This is a genomic window from Thioalkalivibrio sp. ALJ3, from assembly GCF_000377205.1.
Taxonomy (GTDB): domain Bacteria; phylum Pseudomonadota; class Gammaproteobacteria; order Ectothiorhodospirales; family Ectothiorhodospiraceae; genus Thioalkalivibrio.
Genome location: NZ_KB897905.1, coordinates 386,894 through 412,301 on the forward strand (window position 1 = coordinate 386,894; position 25,408 = coordinate 412,301).

The window sequence follows — 25,408 nt, forward strand, 5'->3', positions numbered from 1 at the left end:
CCATGGCGCTCTCTGACCAATGTCTTAAACAGCTCGGCCTGCACACGGCTCCGTTCGACGAAACACCCGACGAACACTTCATCTACAGCGACCCGTTGCTGGACGGATTGCTCGAGTCGGCGCGCGCTGCCCTTGATACCCCAGGCGCCATCGTGATCATGACCGGCGAGAATGGCTCCGGACGCAGCCTGCAACTGATGCGTCTGCTGGCCATGCTGCCCGAACCCTTCGAGCTGATCGCCTTTCGCGCCCGCATCAATACCCAGTTCGAATCGGTGGATCACACCATTCGCAGCTATCTGCGCTCACAGAATGCAGACGACCCCGACCGCCCCCTGACCGAACTGCTGGCCGAGCGCGTTGCGATTGGCATGGACCCGGTCATCGCGATGGACGATGCCCATCTGGTGGGTACCGACATCGTGAACAATCTGATGCGCATGCGCAGCGAGGTGCTCGAATCGCAGGGGCGAGCGCCACGCGTAGTGCTGGTGGGCTCCAGTGGCCTGCTCCGCCGGCGCCTGTACCTGCCGGACCCGTCCGACGAGGATCAGGTCACGCGTGTCAACCTGCGCGCCTTCAACCTCGAACAGACGGCAGCCTACCTGCGTCACAGACTGCATGCAGCGGGTCTCGACGACCCGGAACGCCTGCTCGACCAGGACACGATTCACCACCTGCAAACCACCAGCCAGGGCCTGCCCGGCAACCTGAACCGCGAGGCCAATCAGGTCTTGGAACGCCATTGCCGCAGCGAGCGCCACGCCACCGGCGCGGCTGCCGCATCCTCGGCAGCGGGCACCGCTACTTCCGGCATCGCGCTGGGTGACGAAGCCGAACGCGAGGACGAATCGGCGGCCACGACATCCGAGGCGGCGGGTGTCACCCTGGACTCCGATGCCGAGCCCGATCGCGGAACCGACGTCGAACCGGTGCTACGCGCCCAGCGCGACGAGGACGAATTCACCCCGGCTGCCGAAGCCCTCACGCAAACAAGCGCCAGTGAGGAGCCAGAATGGCGGCCAGAGCCCGATTACGAACTCGAAGAACCCTCGCAAGAAAAACACGCCGCGCCCTTCTGGAACCAGCGCTGGTTCGTGCCGGCGGTCGCGGCCACAGTCGCGATTGGTATCGCTGCACCCGTCGCCATGCAACTGATGGACAGCCGCGAAACCGAGGCGGAGCAGGAGGTCGTCGAACTCCCGTTGCCCGAAACCCGACCCCCGGCATCCGAGGAGGAGGACGATCTTGTCGTCCCCGACCCTCTGGAGCATACCGGCGACACATTGACCAGCCCGGACATCGATCCCCTGCCCGGCCAGGAACGCCCAAGCGGTGACCCGATCGCCGGCATTGAGGCCGAGCCAGCCACCGAGCCGGAACCGACCGAACCCGCACCGGAGCCAGAACCGGAGCCAGAACCGGAGCCAGAACCCGAACCAGAGCCCGAGCCCGAGCCCGAACCGGAACCCGAGCCAGAGCCAGAGCCAGAGCCAGAGCCAGAGACGACGACCGAGGCCCTGGCCGACGAGGATGGTGACGGCGAGCGCCTGCGCGGCGATCTGGAGTGGCTGAGCAACCAGTCTTCCGATGCGTTCACCATCCAGCTGATCGCGGCACCGGACATGTCCACGGCCCGCAGCTATGCGGATCGCCACAATCTGGGTGGCATCCGCTACATCCCCACGCGCGTAAATAATCGCGACTTCGTGGTCGTGCTGGCCGGCTCATTCGCCAATCGAGACGCCGCCGAAGGCGCAGCCTCGGACCTGCCCGAAGCAGTACGCAACGAAGGCCCCTGGATCCGCTCCATCGGCTCGGTCCAGGGCGTGGCGCGCGAATAGGCAGGCCATCCCGGCACCCGCCCAACCCGCGTCGCCCCATGAGTACTTGACCGGCCCCGGTTTGCCGGGAGAATGACGGTTCGGCTATATTCCTGCGCCTTTTTCCGTGTTCTTTTCCAGCCTTACGCGCCGCGCCAAGCGCGCCGTGACCGGAGTTCACCGATGCGACAGAACCAACTGAACGGCACCCTCTACCGTCCCGAATTCGAGCGCGACAACTGCGGCTTCGGCCTCATTGCGCACATGGACGGCGTCGCCAGCCACTGGGTAGTGGACACCGCGATCAAGGCCCTGGAACGCATGACCCACCGCGGCGCGATCGCCGCCGACGGCAAGACCGGCGACGGCTGTGGGCTGCTGATGAAGACCCCCGAGGCCTTCCTGCGCACCTTGGCCGGCGAGGCCGGCATCGAACTGGCCGAGCGCTTCGCCGCTGGCATCGTGTTCATCAACCCGGAGAAGATCGCCGAGACCCGGGCCGCCGTGGAGAGCGCGATCGAGCGCGGCCCGCTGAAGCTTGCCGGCTGGCGCGAGGTGCCGATCAACGCGGAAGACGCCTGCGGGGCCGAAGCCCTGAAGAGCCAGCCGCACATCCTGCAGGTGTTCATCAACGCCCCCGCCGACATGGACGGCGACGACTTCGAGCGCGCGCTGTTCGTGGTGCGCCGTCGTGCCGAGATCGCGATGGGCGACGACCCGGTGTTCTACGTGCCGAGCCTGTCCGCGCGCGTGGTCTCCTACAAGGGCCTGGTGATGCCGGAAAACCTGCCGGTGCTCTACCGCGACCTGCAGCGCCCGGAGCTCGAGACCTCGATCTGCGTGTTCCACCAGCGCTTCTCCACCAACACCTTCCCGCAGTGGGGCCTGGCGCAGCCGTTCCGCTTCCTCGCCCACAACGGCGAGATCAACACCGTGCAGGGCAACCGCAACTGGGCGGTCGCGCGTCAGCACAAGTTCGCCACCGAGAAGCTGCCGGAACTGGCCGAGCTGGAGCCGCTGGTGAACCTGGAAGGCTCCGACTCGCAGAGCCTGGACAACATGCTGGAGGTCCTGCTGGCCGGCGGTATGGACCTGTTCCGCGCGATGCGCCTGCTGGTCCCGCCGGCGTGGCAGAACGTCGCGCACATGGACTCCGACCTGCGCGCCTTCTACGAATACAACTCCATGCACATGGAGCCCTGGGACGGCCCGGCCGGGATCGTACTGACCGACGGCCGCTACGCCGCCTGCACCCTGGACCGCAACGGCCTGCGCCCGGCCCGCTACGTGATCACCAAGGACCGCCACATCACCCTCGCCTCCGAGATTGGCGTGTATGACTACTCTCCCGAGGACGTGGTCGCCAAGGGCCGCCTGAAGCCCGGGCAGATGCTGGCCGTCGATACCGAATCGGGCGAGCTGCTCCATCCCGAGGACGTCGACCGCATCAACCGCACGCGCCAGCCCTACCGCCAGTGGCTGCGCGCCCACGTGAAACACCTGAAGAGCCAGCTGGACGACAACCAGCTGTTCTCCGGCGAGCCGATGCCGGCCGAGCGTCTGGAGACCTACGAGAAGCTGTTCGACGTGACCTTCGAGGAGCGCGACCAAATCCTGCGCGTGCTGGCCGAGGCCGGCCAGGAGGCCGTGGGCTCGATGGGTGACGACACCCCGTTCGCCGTGCTCTCCCGCCACACCCGCTCGCTGTACGACTACTTCCGCCAGCAGTTCGCCCAGGTCACCAACCCGGCGATCGATCCGCTGCGCGAGAGCATCGTGATGTCGCTGGAGACCTGCTTCGGCCGCGAGCAGAACCTGTTCGAGGAGACCCCGGACCACGCCCACCGTCTGGTGTCCGACTCCCCGGTGCTGTCCGAGGCCAAGTTCCGCGAGCTGTGCAACCAGACCGAGGACGCCTTCCGCGTCGAGCGCATGGACCTGAACTACGACGTCCACGCGCACTCGCTGGAAGACGCCCTGAAGACCCTGACCGAGCGCGCGGTCGACGCCGTGCGCGAAGGCGCCGTGGTGCTGGTGCTGTCCGATCGCGGCATCGACCCGGAACGCCGCCCGATCCCGGCCGCACTGGCCGTGGGCGCGGTGCATCACGCCCTGATCCGCGCTAAGCTGCGCACCGACGCCAACATCGTCGCCGAGACCGCCACCGTGCGCGACCCGCATCACTTCGCGGTCCTTCTCGGCTACGGCGCCACCGCGATCTATCCGTACCTGGCCTACTCGGCGCTGCACGGCATGTGCCAATCCGGCGAAATCCCGAACGCGGACCCGCTGACGCTGGCGCAGAACTACCGCCGCGGCATCAACAAGGGCCTGTTCAAGATTCTGTCGAAGATGGGCATCTCCACCATCGCCAGCTACCGCGGCGCGCAGCTGTTCGAAATCGTCGGCCTGGCCGACGAGGTCGTGGCCACCTGCTTCACCGGCACCACCAGCCGCATCAAGGGCACCCGCTTCGCCGATATCGAGGCGGACCTGGAGACGCTGTCCAAGCGTGCCTGGAATCCGCGCAAGAGCGCCGGCCAGGGCGGCCTGCTGAAATACGTCCATGGTGGCGAGTACCACGCCTACAACCCGGACGTGATCCAGACCCTGCACCGCGCCGTACAGTCCGGCGACTATGGCGTGTACCAGGAGTACGCAGCACTGGTAAACGAACGCCCGGTAACCGTGCTGCGCGACCTGCTGAAGGTCCGCGACGACATCGAGCCGATCGATATCGACGAAGTCGAGCCCGAGGCCGAGATCCTGCCGCGCTTCGACTCCGCCGGCATGAGCCTGGGCGCGCTGTCGCCGGAGGCCCATGAGGCCCTGGCCACGGGGATGAACCGCCTCGGCGGGCGCTCCAACTCCGGCGAGGGCGGCGAGGCCGTCTCCCGCTACGGCACCGAGCGCATGTCCAAGATCAAGCAGGTGGCCTCCGGCCGCTTCGGCGTGACCCCGCACTACCTGGTCAACGCCGAGGTGCTGCAGATCAAGGTCGCCCAGGGCGCGAAGCCCGGCGAGGGCGGCCAGTTGCCGGGCCACAAGGTCAACAAGATGATCGCGGAGCTGCGCTACTCGAATCCGGGCGTGGCCCTGATCTCGCCGCCGCCGCACCACGACATCTACTCCATCGAGGACCTGGCGCAGCTGATCTTCGACCTCAAGCAGGTCAATCCGGATGCGCTGGTCTCGGTGAAGCTGGTCTCCGAGGCCGGGGTCGGCACGATCGCCGCCGGCGTGGCCAAGGCCTACGCCGACCTGATCACCATCTCCGGCTACGACGGCGGCACCGGCGCCAGCCCGCTGACCTCGGTCAAGTACGCCGGCACCCCCTGGGAGCTGGGCCTGACCGAGACCCACGCGACCCTGCGCGGCAACGACCTGCGCGACAAGGTGCGCCTGCAGACCGACGGCGGCCTGAAGACCGGCCTCGACGTGATCAAGGCGGCGATCCTGGGTGCCGAGAGCTTCGGCTTCGGCACCGGCCCGATGGTCGCGCTGGGCTGCAAATACCTGCGCATCTGCCACCTGAACAACTGCGCAACGGGTGTCGCCACGCAGGACAAGGTGCTGCGCATGAACCACTTCATCGGCCTGCCCGAGATGGTCATGCACTACTTCCAGTTCGTCGCCCGCGAGACCCGCGAGTGGATGGCGAAGCTGGGCGTGCGCAGCCTGACGGACCTGATCGGCCGCACCGATCTGCTGGAGATCCTGCCGGGCGAGACGCCGAAGCAGCAGCACCTGGACCTGAACGGCCTGCTGGCCAGCGGCGACCTGGCCGACAAGCCGCGCTTCTGCAAGGAGCCGAAGAACGAGCCGTTCGACAAGGGCGAGCTGGCGGAAAAGATGGTCGCCGAGATGCTCGAGGCGATCGAGAACAAGGCCGGTGGCGAATACCGCTTCGACGTCGCCAATACCGACCGCTCGATCGGCGCGCGGCTGTCCGGCGAGATCGCCAAACGCCACGGCAACCAGGGCATGTCCGATGCCCCGATCACCGTGCGCATGAAAGGCACGGCCGGGCAGAGCTTCGGCGTCTGGAACGCCGGTGGCCTGCACCTGTACCTGGAAGGCGACGCCAACGACTACGTCGGCAAGGGCATGACCGGCGGCAAGCTGGTGATCCGCCCACCGGAAGGCTCGAACTTCGCCAGCCAGGACACCACCATCATGGGCAACACCTGCCTGTATGGCGCAACCGGCGGCAAGCTGTTCGCCGCCGGCCAGTGCGGCGAACGCTTCGGGGTGCGCAACTCCGGCGCGATCGCTGTGGTGGAAGGCATCGGCGATCACGGCTGCGAGTACATGACCGGCGGCGTGATGGTGGTGCTGGGCAACACCGGCATCAACTTCGGCGCGGGCATGACCGGCGGCTTCGCGTTCGTGCTGGACCGGGAGAACGACTTCCCGGACCGCATCAACAACGAGCTGATCGACCTGCACCGCCTCGACACCGAGGACATGGAGGCCCACCGCAACTACCTGGAGGAGCTCATCACGGAATTCGTGCACGAGACCGACAGTGACTGGGGCCGCGAAATCCTCGAGCAGTTCGACCACTACCAGGGCTCGTTCTGGCTGGTGAAGCCCAAGGCCTCCGAACTCCGGGGCCTGCTGGCCAACCTGCGCCAGGCCGCCTGACCCGCCACCCGGCGGAATGCAGATACGGGCCCCTGACGGGGCCCGTTTTGTTTTGACCCAACTCAGTGCGAAACCGGGCGGGGGGGTTGAAGAACCGCCGGGCACACCAGGACTACTGCTAGACTGGAGTCCATGGAAACGAGAGCCGAAATTGCGGATGTCCGGCGCGTACTGGAACAACATCCGGAACTGGAGCTGGCCATCCTGTTCGGATCGCTGGCTCGCAGCGGCGCACGGTTCGATAGCGACCTCGACCTCGCCGTCAGCGCCGGATCGCCTCTGGACACCCAGGCGCGCATCGCGCTGATCGATGCCCTGGCCGCGTCCACCGGGCGTCCGGTGGACCTCGTGGACCTGACGCAGGCGGGCGAACCCCTGCTGGGCGAGATCATGACCCGGGGCATCCGCGTGCTTGGCAGCGACGAGGCCCACGCGCGCTACCTGACCCGTCACCTGATCGAGCAGGCCGATTTCCTGCCCTACCGTAATCGCATCCTGGCCGAGCGGAGAGACGCGTGGACCCGCGCGTAGTCGAGCAGAAACTCGAGACCCTGCGGTACTGCGTTAACCGGGTCAATCAGCGTTGCTCCGCCACGGCCGAGGAATTGGCCCGGGACCCGGACACCCAGGACATCATTGCCCTGAACTTGTCGCGCGCCGTGCACAACTACGAACGCATCAACTGGGACATCACCCACGCAGTCTGTTCCCGTCATCGGGATGATTTTCGGGCCTTCGCACGCGTGGTTTCGGACCGGACCTGACCCACAAGCCGGGCAGCCGGTATCATCTGATACCCCCACGGATCAGGTACCCCCAGCAGACCCCCATGGCAGGCCTCATTCCACAGGCATTTATCGACGAGCTGCTCGAGCGCAGCGATATCGTCGAGGTGATCCAGCGCCGCGTGAGCCTGAAGAAGGCCGGGCGCGAGTTCGCCGCCTGCTGCCCGTTCCACGGCGAGAAGACCCCCTCGTTCTACGTCTCCCCGCAAAAGCAGTTCTACCACTGCTTCGGCTGCGGGGCGCACGGCACGGCCATCAGCTTCCTGATGGAGTACGAGAACCAGAGCTTCCCCGAGGCGGTGGAGCAGCTGGCCGAGCAGGCCGGACTGGAGGTCCCGCGCGAGGCCGGGGGCGATGACAAGCGCGAGGCCCACGCGCCGCTGTACGAGGCCCTGAACGCGGCCGCCGAATACTACGTGCAGCAGCTGCGCCACACGCCGAAGGCGGTCGAGTACCTGAAGAACCGTGGCATCGACGGTAACACCGCCCGCGACTACCAGATCGGCTGGGCCCCGCCCTCGGGCCTGATCGAGGCGCTCAAGCCACGCTTCACCCCGCAACAGCTGGTGGATGCCGGCCTGGCCGCACGGCGCGACGACGGGCGCATCCGCGAACGCTTTCGCGCGCGCATCATGTTCCCGATCCGCGACCGGCGCGGGCGCATCACCGGTTTCGGCGGGCGCCTGATCGAGGACGGCGAGCCGAAGTACCTGAACAGTCCGGAGAGTGAAGTCTTCCACAAGGGACAGACCATCTACGGCCTGTTCGAGGCGCGCAAGGCCGGCACCCGGCTGGATGACATCGTGGTGGTCGAGGGCTACATGGACGTGGTCGGGCTCGCCCGCGCCGGTTTTCGGCGCGCGGTGGCCTGCATGGGCACCGCCCTGACCCGCGCCCACCTGGACAGCCTGTTCCGCCAGGTCTCGCGCATCACCCTGTGCTTCGACGGCGACGCCGCCGGACGCCGCGCGGCCTGGCGCTCGCTGGCCGAGGCCCTGCCCGCAATCCAGGGCTTGCGCGAGGTGCGCGTGTTGTTCCTGCCCGAGGGCGACGACCCCGACAGCCTGGTGCTGCGCGACGGCCTCGCCGGCTGGGAGGAACGCCTCACCGGCGCCCTGCCCCTGTCCGAGACGCTTGTGCGGCTGCTGCGCGAGGAACACCCGACCGACACCGCCGAGGGCCGCACCCGCTTCGCGCACGCCGCGATGAAGCTGGTCGCCACCACCCGTGATCCTCTGTTCCGCGACCAGCTGATCGAACGTGTCGCCCAGGAGACCCACCTGAGCCCGGAGCGACTGGGCGAGCAACTCCGCGATGCCGAAGACGGGAGCGCCCGCGCGACGGCCCCGGCCTCCGCACCCACGGACATCCCCGAGGCACCAGACAGCGAGCCGGCGGGCGCCGCGCAGGAGACACCCTCCGCCCTTTGGGGGGCGCTGCTTGCGCGAATCCTGCAGCACCCGGAGCTCGAATGGTCCCAGCCCGAGCTGGCCGAACTCACGGCCTTCCCCGGTACCGCCGCGCAAACACTGGGCAAGCTGCTGGAGGCCCTGCGCGAACGCCCCGGCTGCAGCAGCGCCCACCTGCTGGAACGTTTCCGTGACGATCGCCACTTCAACCGCCTGCAGGCCCTGGCAGCGCGGGAGCTTGGAGATGGCGATCCGAAGGTGACCCGGCAGGTGGCCATGGACTGCGCCCGCCAGCTCCTGCTCCAGCAGGCGCGCACACGGATTCGTGAACTCACTCGCGCAGGCCGAGAACTCGCCACGGAACAACGCGAGGAGCTCGCGCGTCTTACTGCACTACTGCAGAAGACAAACACCGGTTAGGCTCCCCCGAAGTACGCCCATCGAAGGCCGTAACCCATTGAAATCGAAAAGCCTACCCCCAAGTCTCTTGTCGGGATTTCCGTGACCCGGCAGAGGGTTTGGCGGGCGAATCCCGGCAATATAAGAATCTTCTGCTACAATGCAGGATTGATTTTTCTACGACCCATTCAGCGACCCAGGCACCTCGGAGTACGACGTCAATGAACCGTGAAGAGCAACAATCCCAGCTCAAGGAACTGATTGCCAAGGGCAAGGAGCAGGGATACCTCACGTATACCGAGGTCAACGACCACCTGCCCGACTCGATCATCGACTCCGACCAGGTCGAGGACATCATTGCGATGATCAACGACATGGGCATCGCAGTGCACGAGCAGGCCCCGGACGCCGACAGCCTGCTGCTGTCCGACGGCTCCGTTTCCGCTGACGAGGACGCCGAAGACGCCGTGGCCGCGCTCGCCTCGGCCGATTCCGATTTCGGTCGCACCACCGACCCCGTGCGCATGTACATGCGCGAGATGGGCACGGTCGAGCTGCTGACCCGCGAAGGCGAGATCCGCATCGCCAAGCGCATCGAAGAGGGCCTGATGCAGGTCCTGTTCGCGCTCGCCCACCACCCGGGCGCGATCGAACACCTGATCCGCGAATACGACCAGATCGTCGAGAACAACGGTCGCCTGACCGATCTCGTGGTCTCCTTCATCGACCCGAAGAACCCGCTGGACGGCGAAGCCGTCGCGCGCGGGCTGGTCTCCCCGGAAGACGCCCAGAAGGCCGAAGAGGCCCAGAAGGCCGCGGCCGCCGAGGCCTCGCCGGAGCTGGATGCGATCGTGGAAGAGGTCGAGGACTCCGAGGAAGAAGACGCCGAACCGGTGGACACCGGCCCCGACCCGGAAGAGGCCCGCGAACGCTTCAACAAGCTGCGCAAGCTGCACGCCAAGGCCCACAAGGCCTTCGAGAAGGGCGACCGCAAGGCCTACGCCACCGCGCGCGAGGCCACCGCCAAGTACTTCATGGAGTTCAAGCTGGTGCCGCGCATGGTGGACCAGCTAACCACCAAGCTGCACGGCACCATCGACCGCATCCGCAGCCATGAGCGCCGCATCATGGAACTGGCCGTGAACCAGGCGCAGATGCCGCGCAAGGCGTTCATCGACAGCTTCCCGAAAAACGAGACCAACCTCGACTGGATCAAGCAGGCCTGCAAGGCCAAGGGCAAGTACACCAACGCCCTCGCCGAGCACGAGGAAGAGATCGTGCGCCTGCAGAAGAAGCTCGCCGAGATCGAACACGAGGCCAGCCTGAACATCTCCGAGATCAAGGAGATCAATCGCCGCATGTCCATCGGCGAGGCCAAGGCCCGCCGCGCGAAGAAGGAGATGGTCGAGGCCAACCTGCGCCTGGTGATCTCCATCGCCAAGAAGTATACCAACCGCGGCCTGCAGTTCCTCGACCTGATTCAGGAAGGCAACATCGGCCTGATGAAGGCCGTGGACAAGTTCGAATACCGTCGCGGCTACAAGTTCTCGACCTACGCCACCTGGTGGATTCGCCAGGCCATCACCCGCTCCATCGCGGACCAGGCCCGGACCATCCGCATCCCGGTGCACATGATCGAGACGATCAACAAGCTCAACCGCGTCTCGCGTCAGATGCTGCAGGAGATGGGCCGCGAGGCCACGCCGGAAGAGCTGGCCGAACGCATGGAGATGCCCGAGGACAAGATCCGCAAGGTGCTGAAGATCTCCAAGGAACCGATCTCCATGGAGACCCCGATCGGCGACGACGAAGACTCCCACCTGGGCGACTTCATCGAAGACGAAAAGGTCGCCTCGCCGTCGGACTCCGCCGCGCGCGAGAGCCTGTCCGAGGCCACCCGCGAGATCCTGTCCACGCTGACCCCGCGCGAGGCCAAGGTCCTGCGCATGCGCTTCGGCATCGACATGAACACCGACCACACCCTCGAGGAAGTCGGCAAGCAGTTCGATGTCACCCGCGAGCGCATCCGCCAGATCGAGGCCAAGGCCCTGCGCAAGCTGCGCCACCCAACCCGCGCCGAACTGCTGCGCACCTACACCGACGCCGAATAACCGGCGTCCCGGCCAAACCGCCGGAACCTGCCCTGCCGATGCGGCGCCATCCCTGCCTTTCCGGGTAGAATGGCGCCGCAGTCGTTTGTACCCTCCCCAAATACGGGCCTGTAGCTCAGTTGGTTAGAGCAGGGGACTCATAATCCCTTGGTCGTCGGTTCGAGTCCGACCGGGCCCACCACTCGCTTGCGCTCCTGTTGGGCGGGTCGGACTATTCCAGTCGCGCGCCTGCCGGCGCACGCCGTTCCGGCCTCGCGAAGACAGGCTTCGCGCCGCTGCGCGGCCGGCCTCCACCCAACCGGGCCCACCAATCGCTTGCGCTCATGCTGGGCGGGTCGGACTATTCCAGTCGCGCGCCTGCCGGCGCCCGCCGTTCTGGCCTCGCGAAGCCATGCTTCGCGCCGCTGCGCGGCCGACCTCCACCCAACCGGGTCCACCAATCGAACCCTTGCTTCCAGCGCGAGGTCATTCCAGGAGCATTACGCTCAGGCTGCCTCGGCAGTGATGAGGCCTCGCTGAAGGTCGACGGTGATTCGCTGACCCTCTATGACCGTGGCACAGGCCAGCAGGAAGATTTCCACGAACTCGTTGCGCTCCTCCTCCGGCATCTCCGAGGAGGTATTGGAACCATTGAAGGTGCCGAACATGGTGTCGTGGGCGCCTGCTACGTAGAGGATCAGGCGCTGCATGGCGGCCTGGTCGTCCGGCGATGGCGCGGCGGTATCCAGGACTGGCTCGTCCAGCTTCTGCTTGATGGTGGAATAGAGATGGAACAGATATTCCGCCGCGCTCTGGCGACCCCGCCGATCCTGCAGGGTGAAGTTGGCCGACACCGCCTCGCCACTGCGAGCACGCAGGAGGATGTGCTTCGGCTCGGGCTGATCGTCGGCGTACGGGTTCAGGATGTTGGCCACGATGTCTCCCGTGGGGTATGGACGAGTGGCGGGCCAGAGTACGAGACCGCCTTCGAGATTTCCATGACGCCCCCGCCAGCCGTGTAGCTATCCACTGTGGTGGATGCTGAAATGTGGACAGACCTCTAGGCGACCGGCCTTAATCCCACCCGGCGCACCAGCTGTGGCGCGCCCGCTCACGCACCTCGACGGAGGCACTTGAAGGGGCGCACCCTTGCTGGCACGTTTCAAGTCAAAAGCGTGTTCGTGCCGATTCCGGCCCCAAGTGGAGCACCACGATGGCGAAATCCGTTTTGATGTGCCGACCGGAACACTTCGCTATCCACTATGAGATCAACCCCTGGATGGACCTTGAGTGCCCCGTGTGTCCGGAGACCGCGACCCGGCAATGGGAGGCGCTTTATCAGCTGTATACGGAGACCCTTGGCTGGGACGTGCACCTGATCCCGCCCGTCGAGGGGTTCCCGGATATGGTCTTCACGGCCAACGGCGCGCTCGTCGTGGATGACAAGGTGGCGCTACCCACCTTCCGGCATCCAGAGCGTCAGGGCGAGACCTGGTGGTTCGAAAGCTGGTTTCGCGAACAGGGATTCACGGCGCTCTACCAGCCCCGCCACGATTTCGAGGGCGAAGGCGACGCGCTAATCTGGAACGACACGATCTTCGCCGGCTACCCCTGGCGCAGTGATCAGGCGGCACACGCCGAGCTCGCGTCGTTTCTGGATCTGGAAGTCGTTAGCCTGCAGTTAACCGATGCCCGCTTCTACCACCTCGACACGGCTTTCACGGTGGTCGACGGCCAAACCGTTGCGCTCTATCCGCCCGCTTTTACCCAAGAGAGCCTGGAGGCGGTACGACATCGTGTGCCCAATGTGATCGAGGCGGACGAGGCCGATGCGCTGGCTTACGGCCTCAATGCGGTTAGTGATGGCGAGCGAATCGTCCTGAGCGACCGGGCCGCGGGGCTCGCCGAACGCTATCGGCAGCACGGCATGGAGGTGCACCGGGTCGCGATCGACGAATTTCAGAAATCCGGTGGCGGCATGAAGTGCATGACGCTGGACCTGAAAGGGAGACTGAAAGGACACTGACCCCACAGTGCTCCCCTAGCACTTCGAGTAGCCGCAGTCGCGGCAGGTAGGGCAACCGTCGATGATCTCGAGGTGACCGCCGCACTGTGGGCAGGGCGCGGCGCCTGTGGCCACCCGATGCGGGGCTTCCAGGATGGTGGAGGCTTCCGGGGTTCGGGCCCTGTCGCGATAGGCGGCGACCAGTTCGCGGAGCGGGCGGGGGTGGCCGTCGGGGTCCAGGAAACCACGGCGCTGGAGGATGCGTTGCAGGGCGTGGGCGATCGCGGCGACCTCGGAGGGGTGGTACAGCGGCTTTCCGTATTCGTTCTCGCCGCAACGGACCGGGCCGCGGTCCCAGGTGACCTTGCGCAGGTCGCGCAGGGCGCGGGCGGCATAGCCGCCACGGGCCGCCAGCGACAGGCTGCGCATGGTCGCGGAGATCCACTGGTAGGACTCGGAGTGCTGCCCGGTGGGCAGGAAGAACTCGATCGGGCGCTCGATGGTCACGCGCTCGCCGCTGACCGTGCCGGAGACGGCCACGAAGCTGACCACCAGGTATACCGTCTGCGGCCCGTCCTGGGTCCAGTAGCGCACCTTCTCGGTGACCGACTCGAGTTCGCCCTCGGGGCGCGACGGGATGCGCTTGCCCAGCGGGTGGTCGTCGCCGCTGGACGCGCCCTCGCCCTGCGGGGTGTCCGAGCGGCGAAAGGCGATGATGGGCTGGTCGATCCGGTGCATCGTGTCCTCCCAGACGGCGTCAGACGTCGTCGTAGTAGCCCTCCTCCAGCGCGGCGAAGAGATTCGCGGCGTTGTGGATCTGGCCTTCGTATTCGACTTCTTCGTCGCCGCGCAGGGTCAGCTCCCGGCCGTCCACCAGGGTGAAGGTGTACCAGGTGCTGCGCAGGCGTTCGGGGTCCATGAGCACGCCCATCTGTGCCTGCGGGTTGGGCCGGTAGGTGGTGCAGCCCTTGAGCCCGGAGCGCCAGGCCTGCAGGTAGACCTGCTGGAAGTCCTCGAACGGAATATCGCTCGGGACGTTGAGCGTCTTGGAGATGGCCGAGTCCACCCACGGCTGCGCGGCGGCCTGCATGCAGATGTGAGCGTCCACACTGACCTGGTCCGCGGTGATCGCGTTGGCAGGGAGATCCCCCGGCCCGGCCTCGGCATCGATCCGGGCGCGGTAGGCCAGCAGTTCGTAGGAATAGCAGTCCACCGCCTCGCGGGTGCGCCGCCCGGGGCGACGGATATTACGCGTGGTGTGGTGCAGAAAGGTCGGTTCGATCCCGTTGCTCGCGTTGTTGGCGACCGAGAAGCTGATGGTGCCGGTGGGCGCGATGGAGGTGGCGTGGGTAAAGCGCGCGCCCTCCTCGGCCAGCGCCGCGGCCAGCGCCGGATCCTCCTCGGCGATGCGCTGCATGTAGGGGCTGAAGCGCGCATGCAGCTCCCGTCCCTTCAGCACGTCGCCCACCTGATAGCCGGCCTCGGCCAGCGCCGACTGACGCCGAAACATGTCCGCGGTCAGCGTAAACTCCTCGTCCATGATCGGCGCAGGGCCCTTCTCGCGCGCCAGATCCAGCCCCGCCCGCCAGCTCTCCAGCGCCAGGCGGCGACAGACCTCCGCGGTGAAGTCGGCGGCCGACTCCGAGCCGTAGGTCTCCCCCAGCATTGCCAGGGCCGACCCAAGCCCGAGGATGCCCATGCCGTGGCGACGCTTGCGCAGCATCTCGGCGCGCTGTTCCGGCAGCGGCAGCCCGGAGATGTCCGCGACGTTGTCCAGCATGCGCGTGAACACGCGCACCACCCGCTCGAAACGCGCCCAGTCGAAGGCCGCGTCGGCGCTGAACGGCGCGGATACGAACCGAGTCAGGTTCACCGACCCCAGCAGACAGGCCCCGTCCGGTGGCAGCGGTTGCTCCCCGCAAGGATTGGTCGCCCGGATCACCTCGTCGAACGAGGCGTTGTTCTGGCGGTTGACCTGATCGATCAGGATGACGCCGGGTTCGCCGACGTCATAGGTGCTGCGCATCAGCGTGTCCCACAGCTCGCGGGCGCGCACGCGGCGGTAGATGCGACAGGCGACCTGGCCCTGATCGTCGACGCGGTAGCCGTCCTCGACCACCGGCCAGTCGCGATAGACAAGCTCGGATGTCGCCACCCGGTCCTGCTCGACGGGCAGAAGCGGGAAGGCGAGCGCCCATTCGTCGTCGCGCTCCACGGCCTCCAGGAAGGCATCGCGCACCAGCACGGACAGGTTGAACTGGGTCAGCCACCCCTTGCGGCGCTTGGCGAGGATGAAGCGCTCGATATCCGGGTGGCCGATGTCCAGCGTCGCCATCTGCGCCCCGCGTCGGCCACCCGCCGCGCCGATGGTGCGGCAGGTCTGGTCAAAGATCTGCATGAAGGCGACCGGGCCGTTGGTCGGCGCGCCGGCACCCGCGACCAGCGCACCCTTCGGGCGCAGGGTGCTGAAGTCGTAGCCGATGCCGGCCCCGGCCTTGAGCGTCAGGCCGGCGGCGGTAGTGGCATCCAGGATGGCCTGCAGCGAGTCCCGGATCGTGCGCGAGACGGTGCAGTTGATCAGGGTCGTCTGCGGTTTGTGGGCCTCGGCCCCGGCATTGGCCAGGATGCGCCCGGCCGGGATGGCGCCATTGTCCAGCGCCCAGCGGAACTCGCGCTCGATCGGCGCGCGCTTGCCGGGTGCCTCGACCGCGGCGAGGGCCCCGGCGACACGGTCGAACATCGCCTCGACCGAGGGATCCACCGGCTCGCCTTGGGCGTCACGCAACTGATAGCGCTCGACCCAGATCGAAGCCGAGGAGGGCTGCAGGGGCACGTCGGGCGACGTGTCTCGTGGGAGGCGATCGTTGTCCTGCCATTGCCGGCTCTTGCCCATGCTGGCCCGCCGCGTTGCGCTCGATCGAAGGGCGCTGCGCACCCTTCCCCGATCATGGGCGCCGACGCCGCAGGCTGCAAGAACGCACCGCGACCAGTGTCAGAAGCGATCGAGACCCGCGAGCGGGTTGGAGAGCTCGCGCACGCGCATCCAGGAGGCGATGCTGGCGCGCCAGCGACGCGTGGGCAGCACCGCGTGCGGCACACTCTGGCTGAGGAACATCACCAGCGTGCCGGCCGTGGGCTGGATGCGCTCGCATTCGCGGTCCGCATCGTCATAGATCGCGAGCTGGCCTCCGTCCCGCTCGTGCCAGTCGCGGTTCAGGTAGAACACCAGCGACAACCGGCGGCAGTTGCCGGCCTGAAAGGCGTCCACATGCCGGGCGTAATGGGTACCGGGCGGGTACAGGGCAAAGTGCGATTCGGTCTCGAACAGACCCGGGATCAGCGTGCGGCTCACCTGCAGCCGGATCGCATCCAGGCGTTCCATGAACGCCTGCTGGGCCGGGCTGGCGCCATCCAGCCAGTGGATCCAGTCACCACGGGTGGCCCGATCGCGGTGGCGCTCGCCCCCGCGGCCGATGCGCGCCTGCGCCAGCTGCGCGGCATCGCGCAAGGCATAGACCTCGTCGTGCAGCGCATCGACCGTCTCCTCGGGCAGGAAGTCGGGCCAGACGCACCGCTGATCGTGCACCAGCGCATCCAGCCAGCCTGCAGGCTCGAGGGCCTCGGGAACCGGGGATTCAATGACGGCCGGCGCACGGGCCGGAAGTGTCTCGACAGGGTGCGACCACTCGGGGCCGGGAACAGGCAGGTTCACGTGCGGGGTCTTCCATTCGGGCCGCGGATGCGGCACGCAGGCAAGTGCCTGCCCGATGCAATATACCGGGAAAGCAGGGGCGCGCAAGCCCCCACTGGACCGCGCGACACGACCCTGTCAGTGGCTCAGAAAGCCCCCGGAAATCAGCTGCTGGCGCAGCGCGGCCTGTCCCTCGGTAACCCGGGCGCGGGGACCGCGCAGGCCCAGCTCGACCTGCGGGGCCTGGCGGTCCATCCGCGGCAGGCAGGAGATGCGCAGGTCGGGGAAGGCGGCCTCCATGGCCTCGAGCACCGGGACCAGGCGGCTCTCGGTCACGTTCTCGAGCACCAGGACCTCCTCGACCGAGCCGGCAGCGGCGTCACGTCCGGGGAAACGCTGGTCCAGCACCCAGCGCACCATCGGTTCGGCCATGACCGGGAATCCCGGCACGCAGTGATGACGCTGGCAGCTAAGCCCCGGGATACCGTTGACCGGATTCGGGATCAGGCTGGCCCCTTCCGGCAGTTCGGCCATGCGCACGCGGTGCGGCCAGGCCTCTGCGCCAAAGCGTTCCTCGAGGATGGACATGAAGTCCGGGTGCGGCTGCAGGGGAAGCCCAAGCGCCTCGGCGAGGCAGGCGCGGGTGCGATCGTCCGGCGTGGCGCCGATCCCGCCAAAGCTGAAGACCTCCGCCCCGGTCGCCAGCGTCTCGCGAAAGGTCTGCGTCAGGCGGCCTGCGTGGTCCCCGACAATACGAATCCAGGCCAGCTCCAGCCCCTTCTCTGCCAGAGCGGCAGTGAGGTGTTCCTGATGCCGGTCACGGCGCTTCCCGCTGAGCAGCTCGTCGCCGATGATTACGGCGCCGATCTCGGTCTCGCCGGTTTGCTCGGCTCGCCCGGGCGCGGTGGTCTCGTCCATTGCGGCCTACTGCTGCGCGCCCAGGGCCAGCGCCCGTTCGCGGGCGGCGGCGCGGGCCTCGGGGGCATTGTCCGGATCGTCCAACCACGGGGCGATGTGCTGGTGGGCCAGCCCGGCCAGGAAGTCGAGATGGTCGTCCCGGTCGTTCAGCGCCGGGATGTAGTGGAAGCGTTCGCCACCGGCCTTGAGGAAGATCTCGCGGTTCTCGTCGCCAATCTCCTCGATGGTTTCCAGGCAGTCGGCCGAGAAGCCGGGGCAGATCACATCCACCGAGCGCACGCCCTCCTTGGGCAGTGCCTTCATGGTCTTGTCGGTATAGGGCTTCAGCCACTCCTCGCGGCCGAAACGCGACTGGAAGGTCACCTGCCACTGGTCGTCGTTCAGGCCAAGTTGGGCCGCCAGCTTCTGGCCGGTGGCATGGCACAGACAGTGGTACGGGTCGCCCTTGAGCAGATAGCGCTTCGGGATGCCGTGGAACGACATCACCAGGCGGTCTGCCCGGCCGTGCGTATTCCAGTGCTCGCGCACGCTGCTGGCCAGGGCCTCGATATAGCCGGGCTCGGCGTCGTAGGAGGCGACGAACTGCAGATCCGGAACCCAGCGCCAGCCCTTCAGTACGTCGGCCACCGCGTCGAAGGTGGAGCCGGTGGTGCTCCCCGAATACTGCGGATAAAGGGGCAGCACGATCACGCGGCGAACGCCCTGGCGGCGCAGCTCGTCCAGGCCCGCCTCGATCGACGGGTTGCCGTAGCGCATCCCCAGCGCGACCGGCACCTCCTCGCCGACCTGTTCGGCCAGGCGGTTGCGCACGCCCTCGGCCTGACGCCGCGAGATGGCCAGCAACGGCGAGCCGTCGTCGGTCCAGACGGTGGCGTACTTGGCGGCCGAGCGCCGCGGGCGGATGTTCAAAATGACGCCGTTGAGGATCAGCCACCACAGCGGGCGCGGGAACTCGACCACGCGCGGGTCCCAGAGGAATTCCTTCAGATAGCGCTTGAGCGCCGGGGCGGTGGGCTCGTCCGGCGTACCGAGGTTGGTCAGCAGTACGCCCGCCTTGCGCGGCTGGCCATGGCGGTAGTCCGCCTCTCCGAAGTACTTCATGGTGCTCCCTGCGGCAATAGAGGATGGATGACTCCTGTCGGAGTCACGCGGGTCAGGTTGGTTCCCTGCCAAGGATAGCGCGACCCACGCGCGGGGCGCGCGGGTGCGATCAGCCGAGGCGGCCGCGCAGGGGGCTGGTCCGGGGGAAATGTGCCAGCAGGAACTCCATCTGGTCGGCCAGCACCCGCTTGCCTTTTAGATAGATGTACTCCGCATGGGTGGGCGTGAACGGGATCGCCAGCAGCTGCATGTCGGCCTGCTCGGGGGTGCGCCCGGCTTTGTGGTTATTGCAGCGCTTGCAGGCGGTGACCACGTTGTTCCAGGTGTCCGCCCCGTTCTGGCTGATTGGGGTGACATGGTCGCGCGAGAGATCGCGCTCGTAGAAGTGCTGGCCGCAGTACAGGCAGAGATGCGCGTCGCGACGGAACAGCGTGGTGTTGTTGAGCGGCGGGGTGTAGTGATTGAAACGGGACTGGCGGGTACCGAAGGTGGCGATGATCGAGTTGACCTCGACCCGGGACTGCAGCCCGGTGCGGGCGTTGATGCCACCACGCACGCGATACAGCAGACTCCCGCAGGCGTAGGCGACCTGCTCGGTGTAATAGAGGCGCACGGCCTGCTCCAGGCCGATCCACTCCAGTGGCATGCCCGCTGCATCCGTACGCAGGACCTGATGCTCGGTCGGCAACATGACCTCGTCCCGTCTCCAAGGAAACACGGATTTGCTCACGCGGAATTTGAGCAGGCTCTACGCCGCCGGGCGTGAGCAAATCCATGCCCCCTTCGCCAAGTGGGCCGCTTGTGCGGCGCGGGATCGCACGAAACTTGCTTGACAATAAACAGGCCGAGCCCGCAACGCAATTACAGCCGCCTGAACACCGGTTGGCCACGTGGTTGCGGGCCCGGAGAACGCGCCCCATCAACGGGCTGTTTAAGCGCGAAGGCGATTCCGCTACACTTGCTGGCCGTTTTTTCCGCCGAACGGGCCACAAAAGCCACGTCCGGCGTCCTGATTTACCACCCGCGAGCGCGGCCGAACGTCCCGGAGGGATTGCGGGAACGTTTGGCCCGGGGAGAGAGCGCATGGCAATCAAATTATCCGTTCCCAAGGAGAGTGCCAGCGGCGAGCGCCGCGTGGCCCTGGATCCGACGGTGGCGGCCAAGTTCGCCCAGTTGGGTGTCACCGTGCAGTTGGAGAAAGGGGCCGGCACCAACGCCCATTTCCCGGATGCCTCTTACGAGTCGGCCACCGTGGTCGACACCGAGACGGCCTACGGCCAGGCGGACCTGATGGTCCGCGTGGCACCGCCGACGGTGGAAGAGGTCAATCAGCTGCCGGAGGGCTCGACCGTCGTCAGCCTCTTCCACGCCCATCGCAACCCGGACGTGGTCAAGGCGATGCAGGAACGCAAGATCCTGAGCTTCGCGATGGAACTGATCCCGCGTATCTCGCGCGCCCAGAGCATGGACGTGCTGTCCTCGCAGGCAGCCGTGGTCGGCTACAAGGGCGCGATCATGGGGTCGGATCTCTCCTGCCGCTTCTTCCCGATGCTGACCACCGCGGCTGGCACCATCCGCCCGGCCAAGGTCATCGTGATCGGTGCCGGCGTGGCCGGGCTGCAGGCGATCGCCACGGCCAAGCGCCTGGGCGCGATGGTCGAGGCCTACGACGTGCGCTCCGCGACCAAGGAGCAGGTCGAATCGCTGGGTGCGAAGTTCCTGGATCTGGGCGTCTCCGCCGAGGGTGAAGGCGGCTATGCCCGCGAACTGACTGCGGAAGAGAAGAAACAGCAGCAGGATGCCCTGAGCGAGTTCATCGCCAAGGCCGACGTCCTGATCACCACCGCCGCGATTCCGGGCCGCGAGTCCCCGAAGCTGATCCCGAAGGACATGGTCGAGGGCATGAAGCCGGGCGCGGTGATCGTGGATCTCGCGGCCGAGGGTGGCGGCAACTGCGAGCTGTCCAAGCCGGGCAAGACCAGTCGACACAAGGGCGTGATCATTCACGCCCCGCTGAACGTGCCCTCGCAGGTCCCGCTGCATGCCTCCGAGATGTATGCCAAGAACCTGCTCAATTTCCTCACGCCAATGATCGCCGAGGGCGGCGAGTTCAAGCCGGACTGGGACGACGAGGTCATCGCCAAGAGCGTGCTGACCCGCGACGGCGAGATCGTGCACGAGGCCACCCGTGAGGCCCTGAAGGGAGCGCAATCATGATCATCGAAGGCTTTATCGCGCTGTACATCTTCATGCTCGCGGCCTTCACCGGCTACGAGATCATCTCCAAGGTGCCGGTCATCCTGCATACCCCGCTGATGTCCGGTTCCAACTTCGTCCACGGCATCGTGCTGGTCGGGACCATGGTCGCGCTGGGCCATGCCCAGACGCCGCTGGAACAGGCGATCGGCTTTGTCGCCGTGATCCTGGCCGCGGGCAACGCCGTGGGCGGCTATGTCGTCACCGAACGCATGCTGGAGATGTTCAAGACCAGCAAGGACGACAAGAAGGGAGATAAAGCATGAGCCTGATCATCAACCTCGCCTACTTCGCGGCGGCGGTGCTGTTCATCGTCGGCCTCAAGCAGATGTCCTCCCCGACCACCGCGCGTCCGGGGATCATCTGGGCCGGCGTGGGCATGGTGATCGCCACGCTTGTGACCTTCGTGCATCCGGAGATCTCCGGTGGCGTGAACTACACCCTGATCATCCTGGGTATCGCCATTGGTGGTGCACTGGCCTGGTGGAGCGGCAAGAAGGTCGCGATGACCGACATGCCGCAGATGATCGCGCTGTACAACGGCATGGGCGGCGGCGCCGCAGCCGGTATCGGTGCGATCTACCTGCTGCAGGCCACCCCGGAGACGGTCACCAACACCGGCCTGGCGATCGCCGTGACCGGCTCGCTGATCGGCTCGGTGGCTTTCTCCGGCTCGCTGGTGGCCTACGCCAAGCTCGAAGGCCTGATGAAGAAGACCTTTACTTTCGGCGGCCAGCAGATCGTGAACATCGCGATCTTCGCGATCACCGTGTTGCTGGGCTTCATGATGGCCACCAGCGGCGGCGAGATCGGCTCGTTCAGCCTGCTGCTGTTCTTCGTGCTGGCACTGGCCTTTGGCGTGCTGATGACCCTGCCGATCGGCGGCGCCGATATGCCGGTGGTCATCTCGCTGTACAACGCCCTGACCGGCCTCGCGGTCGGCCTGAAGGGGATCGTCCTCGACAACCCGGCCCTGATGATTGCCGGTATCGTGGTCGGTGCGGCCGGTACTCTGCTCACACAGCTGATGGCCAAGGCGATGAACCGCCCGATCAAGAACATCCTGTTCAGCCAGTTCGGCGGCTCCTCCGGCGGTGCCGAGGAAGAGATCGAAGGCACGATGAAGGAGATCCAGGCCAACGACGCCGGGATCATGATGGCCTACGCCGAGAAGGTCATTATCGTGCCGGGCTACGGTATGGCCGTTGCGCAGGCGCAGCACAAGATCTGGGAGTTCACCCAGCTGCTGCAGAAGCGGGGCGTGGACGTGAAGTTTGCGATCCATCCGGTCGCGGGCCGCATGCCCGGGCACATGAACGTGCTGCTGGCCGAGGCCGGCGTGCCTTACGACATCATCTTCGATCTCGACGAGATCAACGAGGAGTTCAAGACCGCGGATGTTGCAATGGTGATCGGCGCGAACGACGTCGTGAACCCGGTGGCCCGGACCAATCCGGATTCGCCGATCTATGGCATGCCAATCCTGAACGCCGACCAGGCCCAGAACGTCATCTGCGTGAAGCGCGGCAAGGGCGCGGGATTCTCGGGCATCGAGAACCACCTGTTCTACGCCGAGAACAACCAGATGCTGTACGGCGATGGCCAGAAGGTGGCCGCCGAACTGGTAGCCTCGGTCAAGGCCCTCGGCTAGGCCAAAGCTGGGCCTCGCGCCCGGTACTCGCTTGCGAGCCCGGCCCCGTTTTTCGGCGGCCGGGCTTTTTTGTGCGCGGCCCCGGCAGGCGAATATCGAAGCAATCCCTGTACACGACCTGTACAGGATACCCACAGGCCGGGCCAAACGATGGCAGTTAGATGACAAAACACCCAACCGGAATCACGAATATCTTTTAAGATACTGATAAATATAAATAAAAATGGATTGGTCGGTTTTTAGCCATTCTGACACGACCCAAGCAGCAACAAGCATTTAGTGCCTTTCACCCCATTTCCTCCACAGAGTTGTCCACAGGTTTTGTGGATAACGATCACACTCTTGTGTCCACACGGACTGGCGTAGACTAGCCACATGCCCGAGACCGGAATTGCCCAGGTCGTACTCGACCGACCGCTGGATCAAGTGTTCGACTACCGCATCCCCGTCGGCACCGATCTGACGCCCGGACAGCGGGTCCGTGTGCCGTTCGGACGGGGTGAAACCATCGGCATCGTCGTCGCACTCGCGAACCAGAGCGACGTGCCCGAGAACAGGCTGCGCGAGGCGCTGCCCTCCCCCGATGCGGGACCCATCCTGACACCCACGGTACTGGAACTTCTGCGCTTCGGGGCCCGCTACTATCACCACCCGCTGGGCGAGGCTGCCTTGGGCACACTGCCACCCGGCCTGCGGCGGGGCCATCCCTTGCCCACCCTGACTCCGGAACCCCTTTGGCGGCTTACCTCGGCAGGTCACACGGCGCTCGCGGAAGGGCAGGTACGGGGCCGCCGACAACTCGCCATCCTGCGCGCCCTGCCCGCGCTCGGGGCCGCGCTGGACCGGACGACGCTGTCCACCACGGCTGCCCTACAGATCACTGCCAAGGACCTGCGACAGCTGGAGGAACACGGCTGGCTGGAACAGACGCGCGCCGATCCGCGCGAGCCCGTCCCCCCAACCGGTACCGACTACACCCTGACTCCCGAGCAGGAGACGGCCATCGCAACGGTCTCACCGGACGATCCTCGCCCGATGCTGCTGGAGGGCGTCACCGGCAGCGGCAAGACCGAGGTCTATCTGCGCATGGCCGCCGATGCGGTCGCGCGCGGCCGTCAGGTCCTGTTCCTGATACCGGAAATCGCGCTGACACCGCAGCTCGCCGGGCGCATCCAGCAGCGCTTCCCGGGACAGGTGGCGCTGCTGCACTCTGGACTGGCCGAGGGCGAGCGCCTGCGCGCCTGGGAGGCCGCCCGGCAGGGCGAGCGCCGCATCGTGGTCGGGACCCGTTCGGCCCTGTTCGTCCCGTTGCCCGAGCCGGGCCTGATCATCGTCGATGAGGAACACGACAGTGCGTTCAAGCAGCAGGACGGCTTTCGCTACAGTGCGCGGGATCTGGCGGTCAAGCGTGGCCAACTGGAGCACACCCCGGTCGTGCTGGGCTCGGCGACGCCCACCCTGGAGACCCTGCACGCCGCGCGCCAGGGCCGCTACACCCATGTACATCTGCGCACCCGGCCGGACGGCACGCAACCACCCGGTGTGGAAACGATCGATACCCGCGTGCACAACCCGGACGAGGGCCTGACCGCACCGCTGCTGGATGCGATGCAGCAGACCCTGGCCGAGGGCCAGCAGTGCTTTGTCCTGCTCAACCGACGCGGCTTTGCCCGTGTCCTGACTTGCGAGACATGCGGCTGGGTCGCCGACTGCCCGGACTGCGATGCTCACCTGACCGTGCATGCCCATGATCGCCGCGCGATCTGCCATCTGTGCGGGCACCAGGAGTCCCGCGCCGAACGCTGTCCGGAATGCGGCGAGACTCTGTCCCATCGCGGACTGGGCACCCAGCGTCTGGAGCAGGCCCTGGCCCGGCACTTCCCACAGACACCGATCATCCGTCTCGACCGCGACAGCGTGCGCCACAAGGGCGCCTTGGAGGCCGCACTGGATCGTATCCGGCAGATGGACGCCGCGATCGTCGTCGGCACCCAGATGCTGGCCAAGGGCCATGACTTCCCGCGCGTCGGACTCGTCGGCGTGATCGACGTCGATCAGGGGCTGTTCAGCGTGGACCTGCGTGCCACGGAACACACCCTGCAACTGATCGTGCAGGCCGCCGGTCGTGCGGGCCGGGGTGACGGTGGCGGGCGGGTCCTGTTGCAGACCGGCCACCCCGATCACCCGCTGATGCGCGGACTGGATGCCGGTAACTACCCGGCGATGCTGGAACCCCTGCTGGCGGAACGCGAGGCGGCCAGGATGCCGCCGTACGGGCATCTGGCCCTGGTCCGCGTCGAGGCCGCCGAGGCCGCGGCGGCGCACCGCCACGCGGAGACCATTGCGGGACACCTGCTCGCGACGCGGCACGGGGACCTGCGCGTGCTGGGCCCGGCCCCCGCCCCGCGCCACCGCGTGAACCGGCGTTTCCGCGAGCAAGTCCTGCTGCGTGCGGCCGAGCGCCAGGCCCTGCACCGAACGCTCGCGCAGGCGCGGCATTCCTGGCAGACCGAGGATCTGCCTCGCGGGGTTCGCATCGCAATCGACGTAGACCCAGTCTCGCTCGCTTGAACCCCGCATCCAGCGGGCACCGGGACCGGATTCTGGTTAGAATGCGGGCCTTTTGAGACGAC

At 66.7% G+C, this 25,408-nt stretch carries 18 protein-coding genes and 1 tRNA gene; 12 read left to right on the forward strand and 7 right to left on the reverse strand.

What is annotated here, in order from left to right:
* Positions 1 to 2 precede the first annotated feature (2 nt).
* From C935_RS0101910 to C935_RS0101940, 7 genes are all read left to right on the forward strand, one after another.
* The gene (locus tag C935_RS0101910) at positions 3 to 1,844 is read left to right on the forward strand and encodes an SPOR domain-containing protein (RefSeq protein ID WP_026278590.1); all 1,842 of its coding nucleotides are present in this window, start codon (positions 3 to 5) and stop codon (positions 1,842 to 1,844) included.
* Between the two features lie 162 nt (positions 1,845 to 2,006).
* Positions 2,007 to 6,470, forward strand: a complete 4,464-nt coding sequence (gltB, locus tag C935_RS0101915; RefSeq protein WP_018860826.1) for a glutamate synthase large subunit — start codon at positions 2,007 to 2,009, stop codon at positions 6,468 to 6,470.
* A gap of 132 nt (positions 6,471 to 6,602) precedes the next feature.
* Positions 6,603 to 7,001: a nucleotidyltransferase family protein gene (locus C935_RS0101920; RefSeq protein WP_018860827.1), complete on the forward strand. Its 399-nt coding sequence runs from the start codon at positions 6,603 to 6,605 to the stop codon at positions 6,999 to 7,001.
* A complete protein-coding gene (locus C935_RS0101925; RefSeq protein WP_018860828.1) occupies positions 6,986 to 7,234 on the forward strand; it encodes a hypothetical protein in 249 nt (82 codons plus the stop codon). Before C935_RS0101920 ends, C935_RS0101925 begins: the two co-directional genes overlap by 16 nt.
* Before the next feature lie 65 nt (positions 7,235 to 7,299).
* Complete coding sequence (gene dnaG / locus C935_RS0101930; protein WP_018860829.1) at positions 7,300 to 9,084, forward strand: DNA primase; 1,785 nt, start codon at positions 7,300 to 7,302, stop codon at positions 9,082 to 9,084.
* A gap of 200 nt (positions 9,085 to 9,284) precedes the next feature.
* Positions 9,285 to 11,174, forward strand: a complete 1,890-nt coding sequence (gene rpoD, locus C935_RS0101935) for an RNA polymerase sigma factor RpoD (protein WP_018860830.1) — start codon at positions 9,285 to 9,287, stop codon at positions 11,172 to 11,174.
* A 104-nt stretch (positions 11,175 to 11,278) separates the two neighbouring features.
* Positions 11,279 to 11,355, forward strand: a tRNA-Ile gene (locus tag C935_RS0101940).
* Positions 11,356 to 11,659: 304 nt separating this feature from the next.
* Here C935_RS0101940 and C935_RS0101945 read toward each other — a convergent pair.
* On the reverse strand, positions 11,660 to 12,088 hold the full coding sequence (locus tag C935_RS0101945; protein WP_018860831.1) for a hypothetical protein: 429 nt from the start codon (positions 12,086 to 12,088) through the stop codon (positions 11,660 to 11,662).
* Positions 12,089 to 12,249: 161 nt separating this feature from the next.
* On the opposite strand from C935_RS0101945, the gene ddaH reads away from it, so the two are divergent.
* Complete coding sequence (ddaH, locus tag C935_RS0101950) at positions 12,250 to 13,179, forward strand: dimethylargininase (protein ID WP_369771387.1); 930 nt, start codon at positions 12,250 to 12,252, stop codon at positions 13,177 to 13,179.
* Between the two features lie 15 nt (positions 13,180 to 13,194).
* Here the strand turns inward: ddaH and C935_RS0101955 are convergent, their stop codons facing one another.
* The 6 genes from C935_RS0101955 to C935_RS0101980 all read right to left on the reverse strand — a co-directional run bounded on the left by C935_RS0101955 (position 13,195) and on the right by C935_RS0101980 (position 19,559).
* Positions 13,195 to 13,896, reverse strand: coding sequence for a hypothetical protein (locus tag C935_RS0101955; RefSeq protein ID WP_018860833.1), 702 nt, complete (start codon positions 13,894 to 13,896; stop codon positions 13,195 to 13,197).
* A gap of 19 nt (positions 13,897 to 13,915) precedes the next feature.
* Positions 13,916 to 16,051 carry an adenosylcobalamin-dependent ribonucleoside-diphosphate reductase gene (locus C935_RS0101960; protein WP_018860834.1) on the reverse strand — a complete coding sequence of 712 codons (2,136 nt, stop codon included), beginning with the start codon at positions 16,049 to 16,051 and terminating at the stop codon, positions 13,916 to 13,918.
* A gap of 99 nt (positions 16,052 to 16,150) precedes the next feature.
* The gene (locus C935_RS0101965; protein ID WP_018860835.1) at positions 16,151 to 16,870 is read right to left on the reverse strand and encodes a 2OG-Fe(II) oxygenase; all 720 of its coding nucleotides are present in this window, start codon (positions 16,868 to 16,870) and stop codon (positions 16,151 to 16,153) included.
* A gap of 117 nt (positions 16,871 to 16,987) precedes the next feature.
* Complete coding sequence (locus C935_RS0101970; RefSeq protein WP_018860836.1) at positions 16,988 to 17,767, reverse strand: molybdopterin-binding protein; 780 nt, start codon at positions 17,765 to 17,767, stop codon at positions 16,988 to 16,990.
* Between the two features lie 6 nt (positions 17,768 to 17,773).
* Positions 17,774 to 18,868 (reverse strand): ferrochelatase, encoded by a 1,095-nt coding sequence (hemH, locus tag C935_RS0101975; RefSeq protein ID WP_018860837.1) that lies wholly within the window; start codon positions 18,866 to 18,868, stop codon positions 17,774 to 17,776.
* A 109-nt stretch (positions 18,869 to 18,977) separates the two neighbouring features.
* Positions 18,978 to 19,559, reverse strand: coding sequence for an HNH endonuclease (locus C935_RS0101980; protein WP_018860838.1), 582 nt, complete (start codon positions 19,557 to 19,559; stop codon positions 18,978 to 18,980).
* A 392-nt stretch (positions 19,560 to 19,951) separates the two neighbouring features.
* Between C935_RS0101980 and C935_RS0101985 the strand changes: the two genes are divergently transcribed.
* From C935_RS0101985 to C935_RS0102000, 4 genes are all read left to right on the forward strand, one after another.
* Positions 19,952 to 21,085 carry an NAD(P) transhydrogenase subunit alpha gene (locus tag C935_RS0101985; RefSeq protein ID WP_018860839.1) on the forward strand — a complete coding sequence of 378 codons (1,134 nt, stop codon included), beginning with the start codon at positions 19,952 to 19,954 and terminating at the stop codon, positions 21,083 to 21,085.
* Positions 21,082 to 21,390: an NAD(P) transhydrogenase subunit alpha gene (locus C935_RS0101990; RefSeq protein WP_018860840.1), complete on the forward strand. Its 309-nt coding sequence runs from the start codon at positions 21,082 to 21,084 to the stop codon at positions 21,388 to 21,390. Before C935_RS0101985 ends, C935_RS0101990 begins: the two co-directional genes overlap by 4 nt.
* On the forward strand, positions 21,387 to 22,775 hold the full coding sequence (locus C935_RS0101995; protein WP_018860841.1) for an NAD(P)(+) transhydrogenase (Re/Si-specific) subunit beta: 1,389 nt from the start codon (positions 21,387 to 21,389) through the stop codon (positions 22,773 to 22,775). Before C935_RS0101990 ends, C935_RS0101995 begins: the two co-directional genes overlap by 4 nt.
* Before the next feature lie 375 nt (positions 22,776 to 23,150).
* Complete coding sequence (locus C935_RS0102000) at positions 23,151 to 25,346, forward strand: primosomal protein N' (RefSeq protein WP_018860842.1); 2,196 nt, start codon at positions 23,151 to 23,153, stop codon at positions 25,344 to 25,346.
* Positions 25,347 to 25,408: the final 62 nt, after the last annotated feature.

What these genes read in the sequence shown, in the direction of transcription:
- C935_RS0101910 (WP_026278590.1), top strand. Translation starts at nt 3, where the DNA reads ATGGCGCTCTCTGACCAATGTCTTAAACAGCTCGGCCTGCACACGGCT.
- gltB (WP_018860826.1), top strand. Translation starts at nt 2,007, where the DNA reads ATGCGACAGAACCAACTGAACGGCACCCTCTACCGTCCCGAATTCGAG.
- C935_RS0101920 (WP_018860827.1), top strand. Translation starts at nt 6,603, where the DNA reads ATGGAAACGAGAGCCGAAATTGCGGATGTCCGGCGCGTACTGGAACAA.
- dnaG (WP_018860829.1), top strand. Translation starts at nt 7,300, where the DNA reads ATGGCAGGCCTCATTCCACAGGCATTTATCGACGAGCTGCTCGAGCGC.
- rpoD (WP_018860830.1), top strand. Translation starts at nt 9,285, where the DNA reads ATGAACCGTGAAGAGCAACAATCCCAGCTCAAGGAACTGATTGCCAAG.
- C935_RS0101955 (WP_018860833.1), bottom strand. Translation starts at nt 13,896, where the DNA reads ATGCACCGGATCGACCAGCCCATCATCGCCTTTCGCCGCTCGGACACC.
- C935_RS0101960 (WP_018860834.1), bottom strand. Translation starts at nt 16,051, where the DNA reads ATGGGCAAGAGCCGGCAATGGCAGGACAACGATCGCCTCCCACGAGAC.
- C935_RS0101970 (WP_018860836.1), bottom strand. Translation starts at nt 17,767, where the DNA reads ATGGACGAGACCACCGCGCCCGGGCGAGCCGAGCAAACCGGCGAGACC.
- hemH (WP_018860837.1), bottom strand. Translation starts at nt 18,868, where the DNA reads ATGAAGTACTTCGGAGAGGCGGACTACCGCCATGGCCAGCCGCGCAAG.
- C935_RS0101980 (WP_018860838.1), bottom strand. Translation starts at nt 19,559, where the DNA reads ATGTTGCCGACCGAGCATCAGGTCCTGCGTACGGATGCAGCGGGCATG.
- C935_RS0101985 (WP_018860839.1), top strand. Translation starts at nt 19,952, where the DNA reads ATGGCAATCAAATTATCCGTTCCCAAGGAGAGTGCCAGCGGCGAGCGC.
- C935_RS0101990 (WP_018860840.1), top strand. Translation starts at nt 21,082, where the DNA reads ATGATCATCGAAGGCTTTATCGCGCTGTACATCTTCATGCTCGCGGCC.
- C935_RS0101995 (WP_018860841.1), top strand. Translation starts at nt 21,387, where the DNA reads ATGAGCCTGATCATCAACCTCGCCTACTTCGCGGCGGCGGTGCTGTTC.
- C935_RS0102000 (WP_018860842.1), top strand. Translation starts at nt 23,151, where the DNA reads ATGCCCGAGACCGGAATTGCCCAGGTCGTACTCGACCGACCGCTGGAT.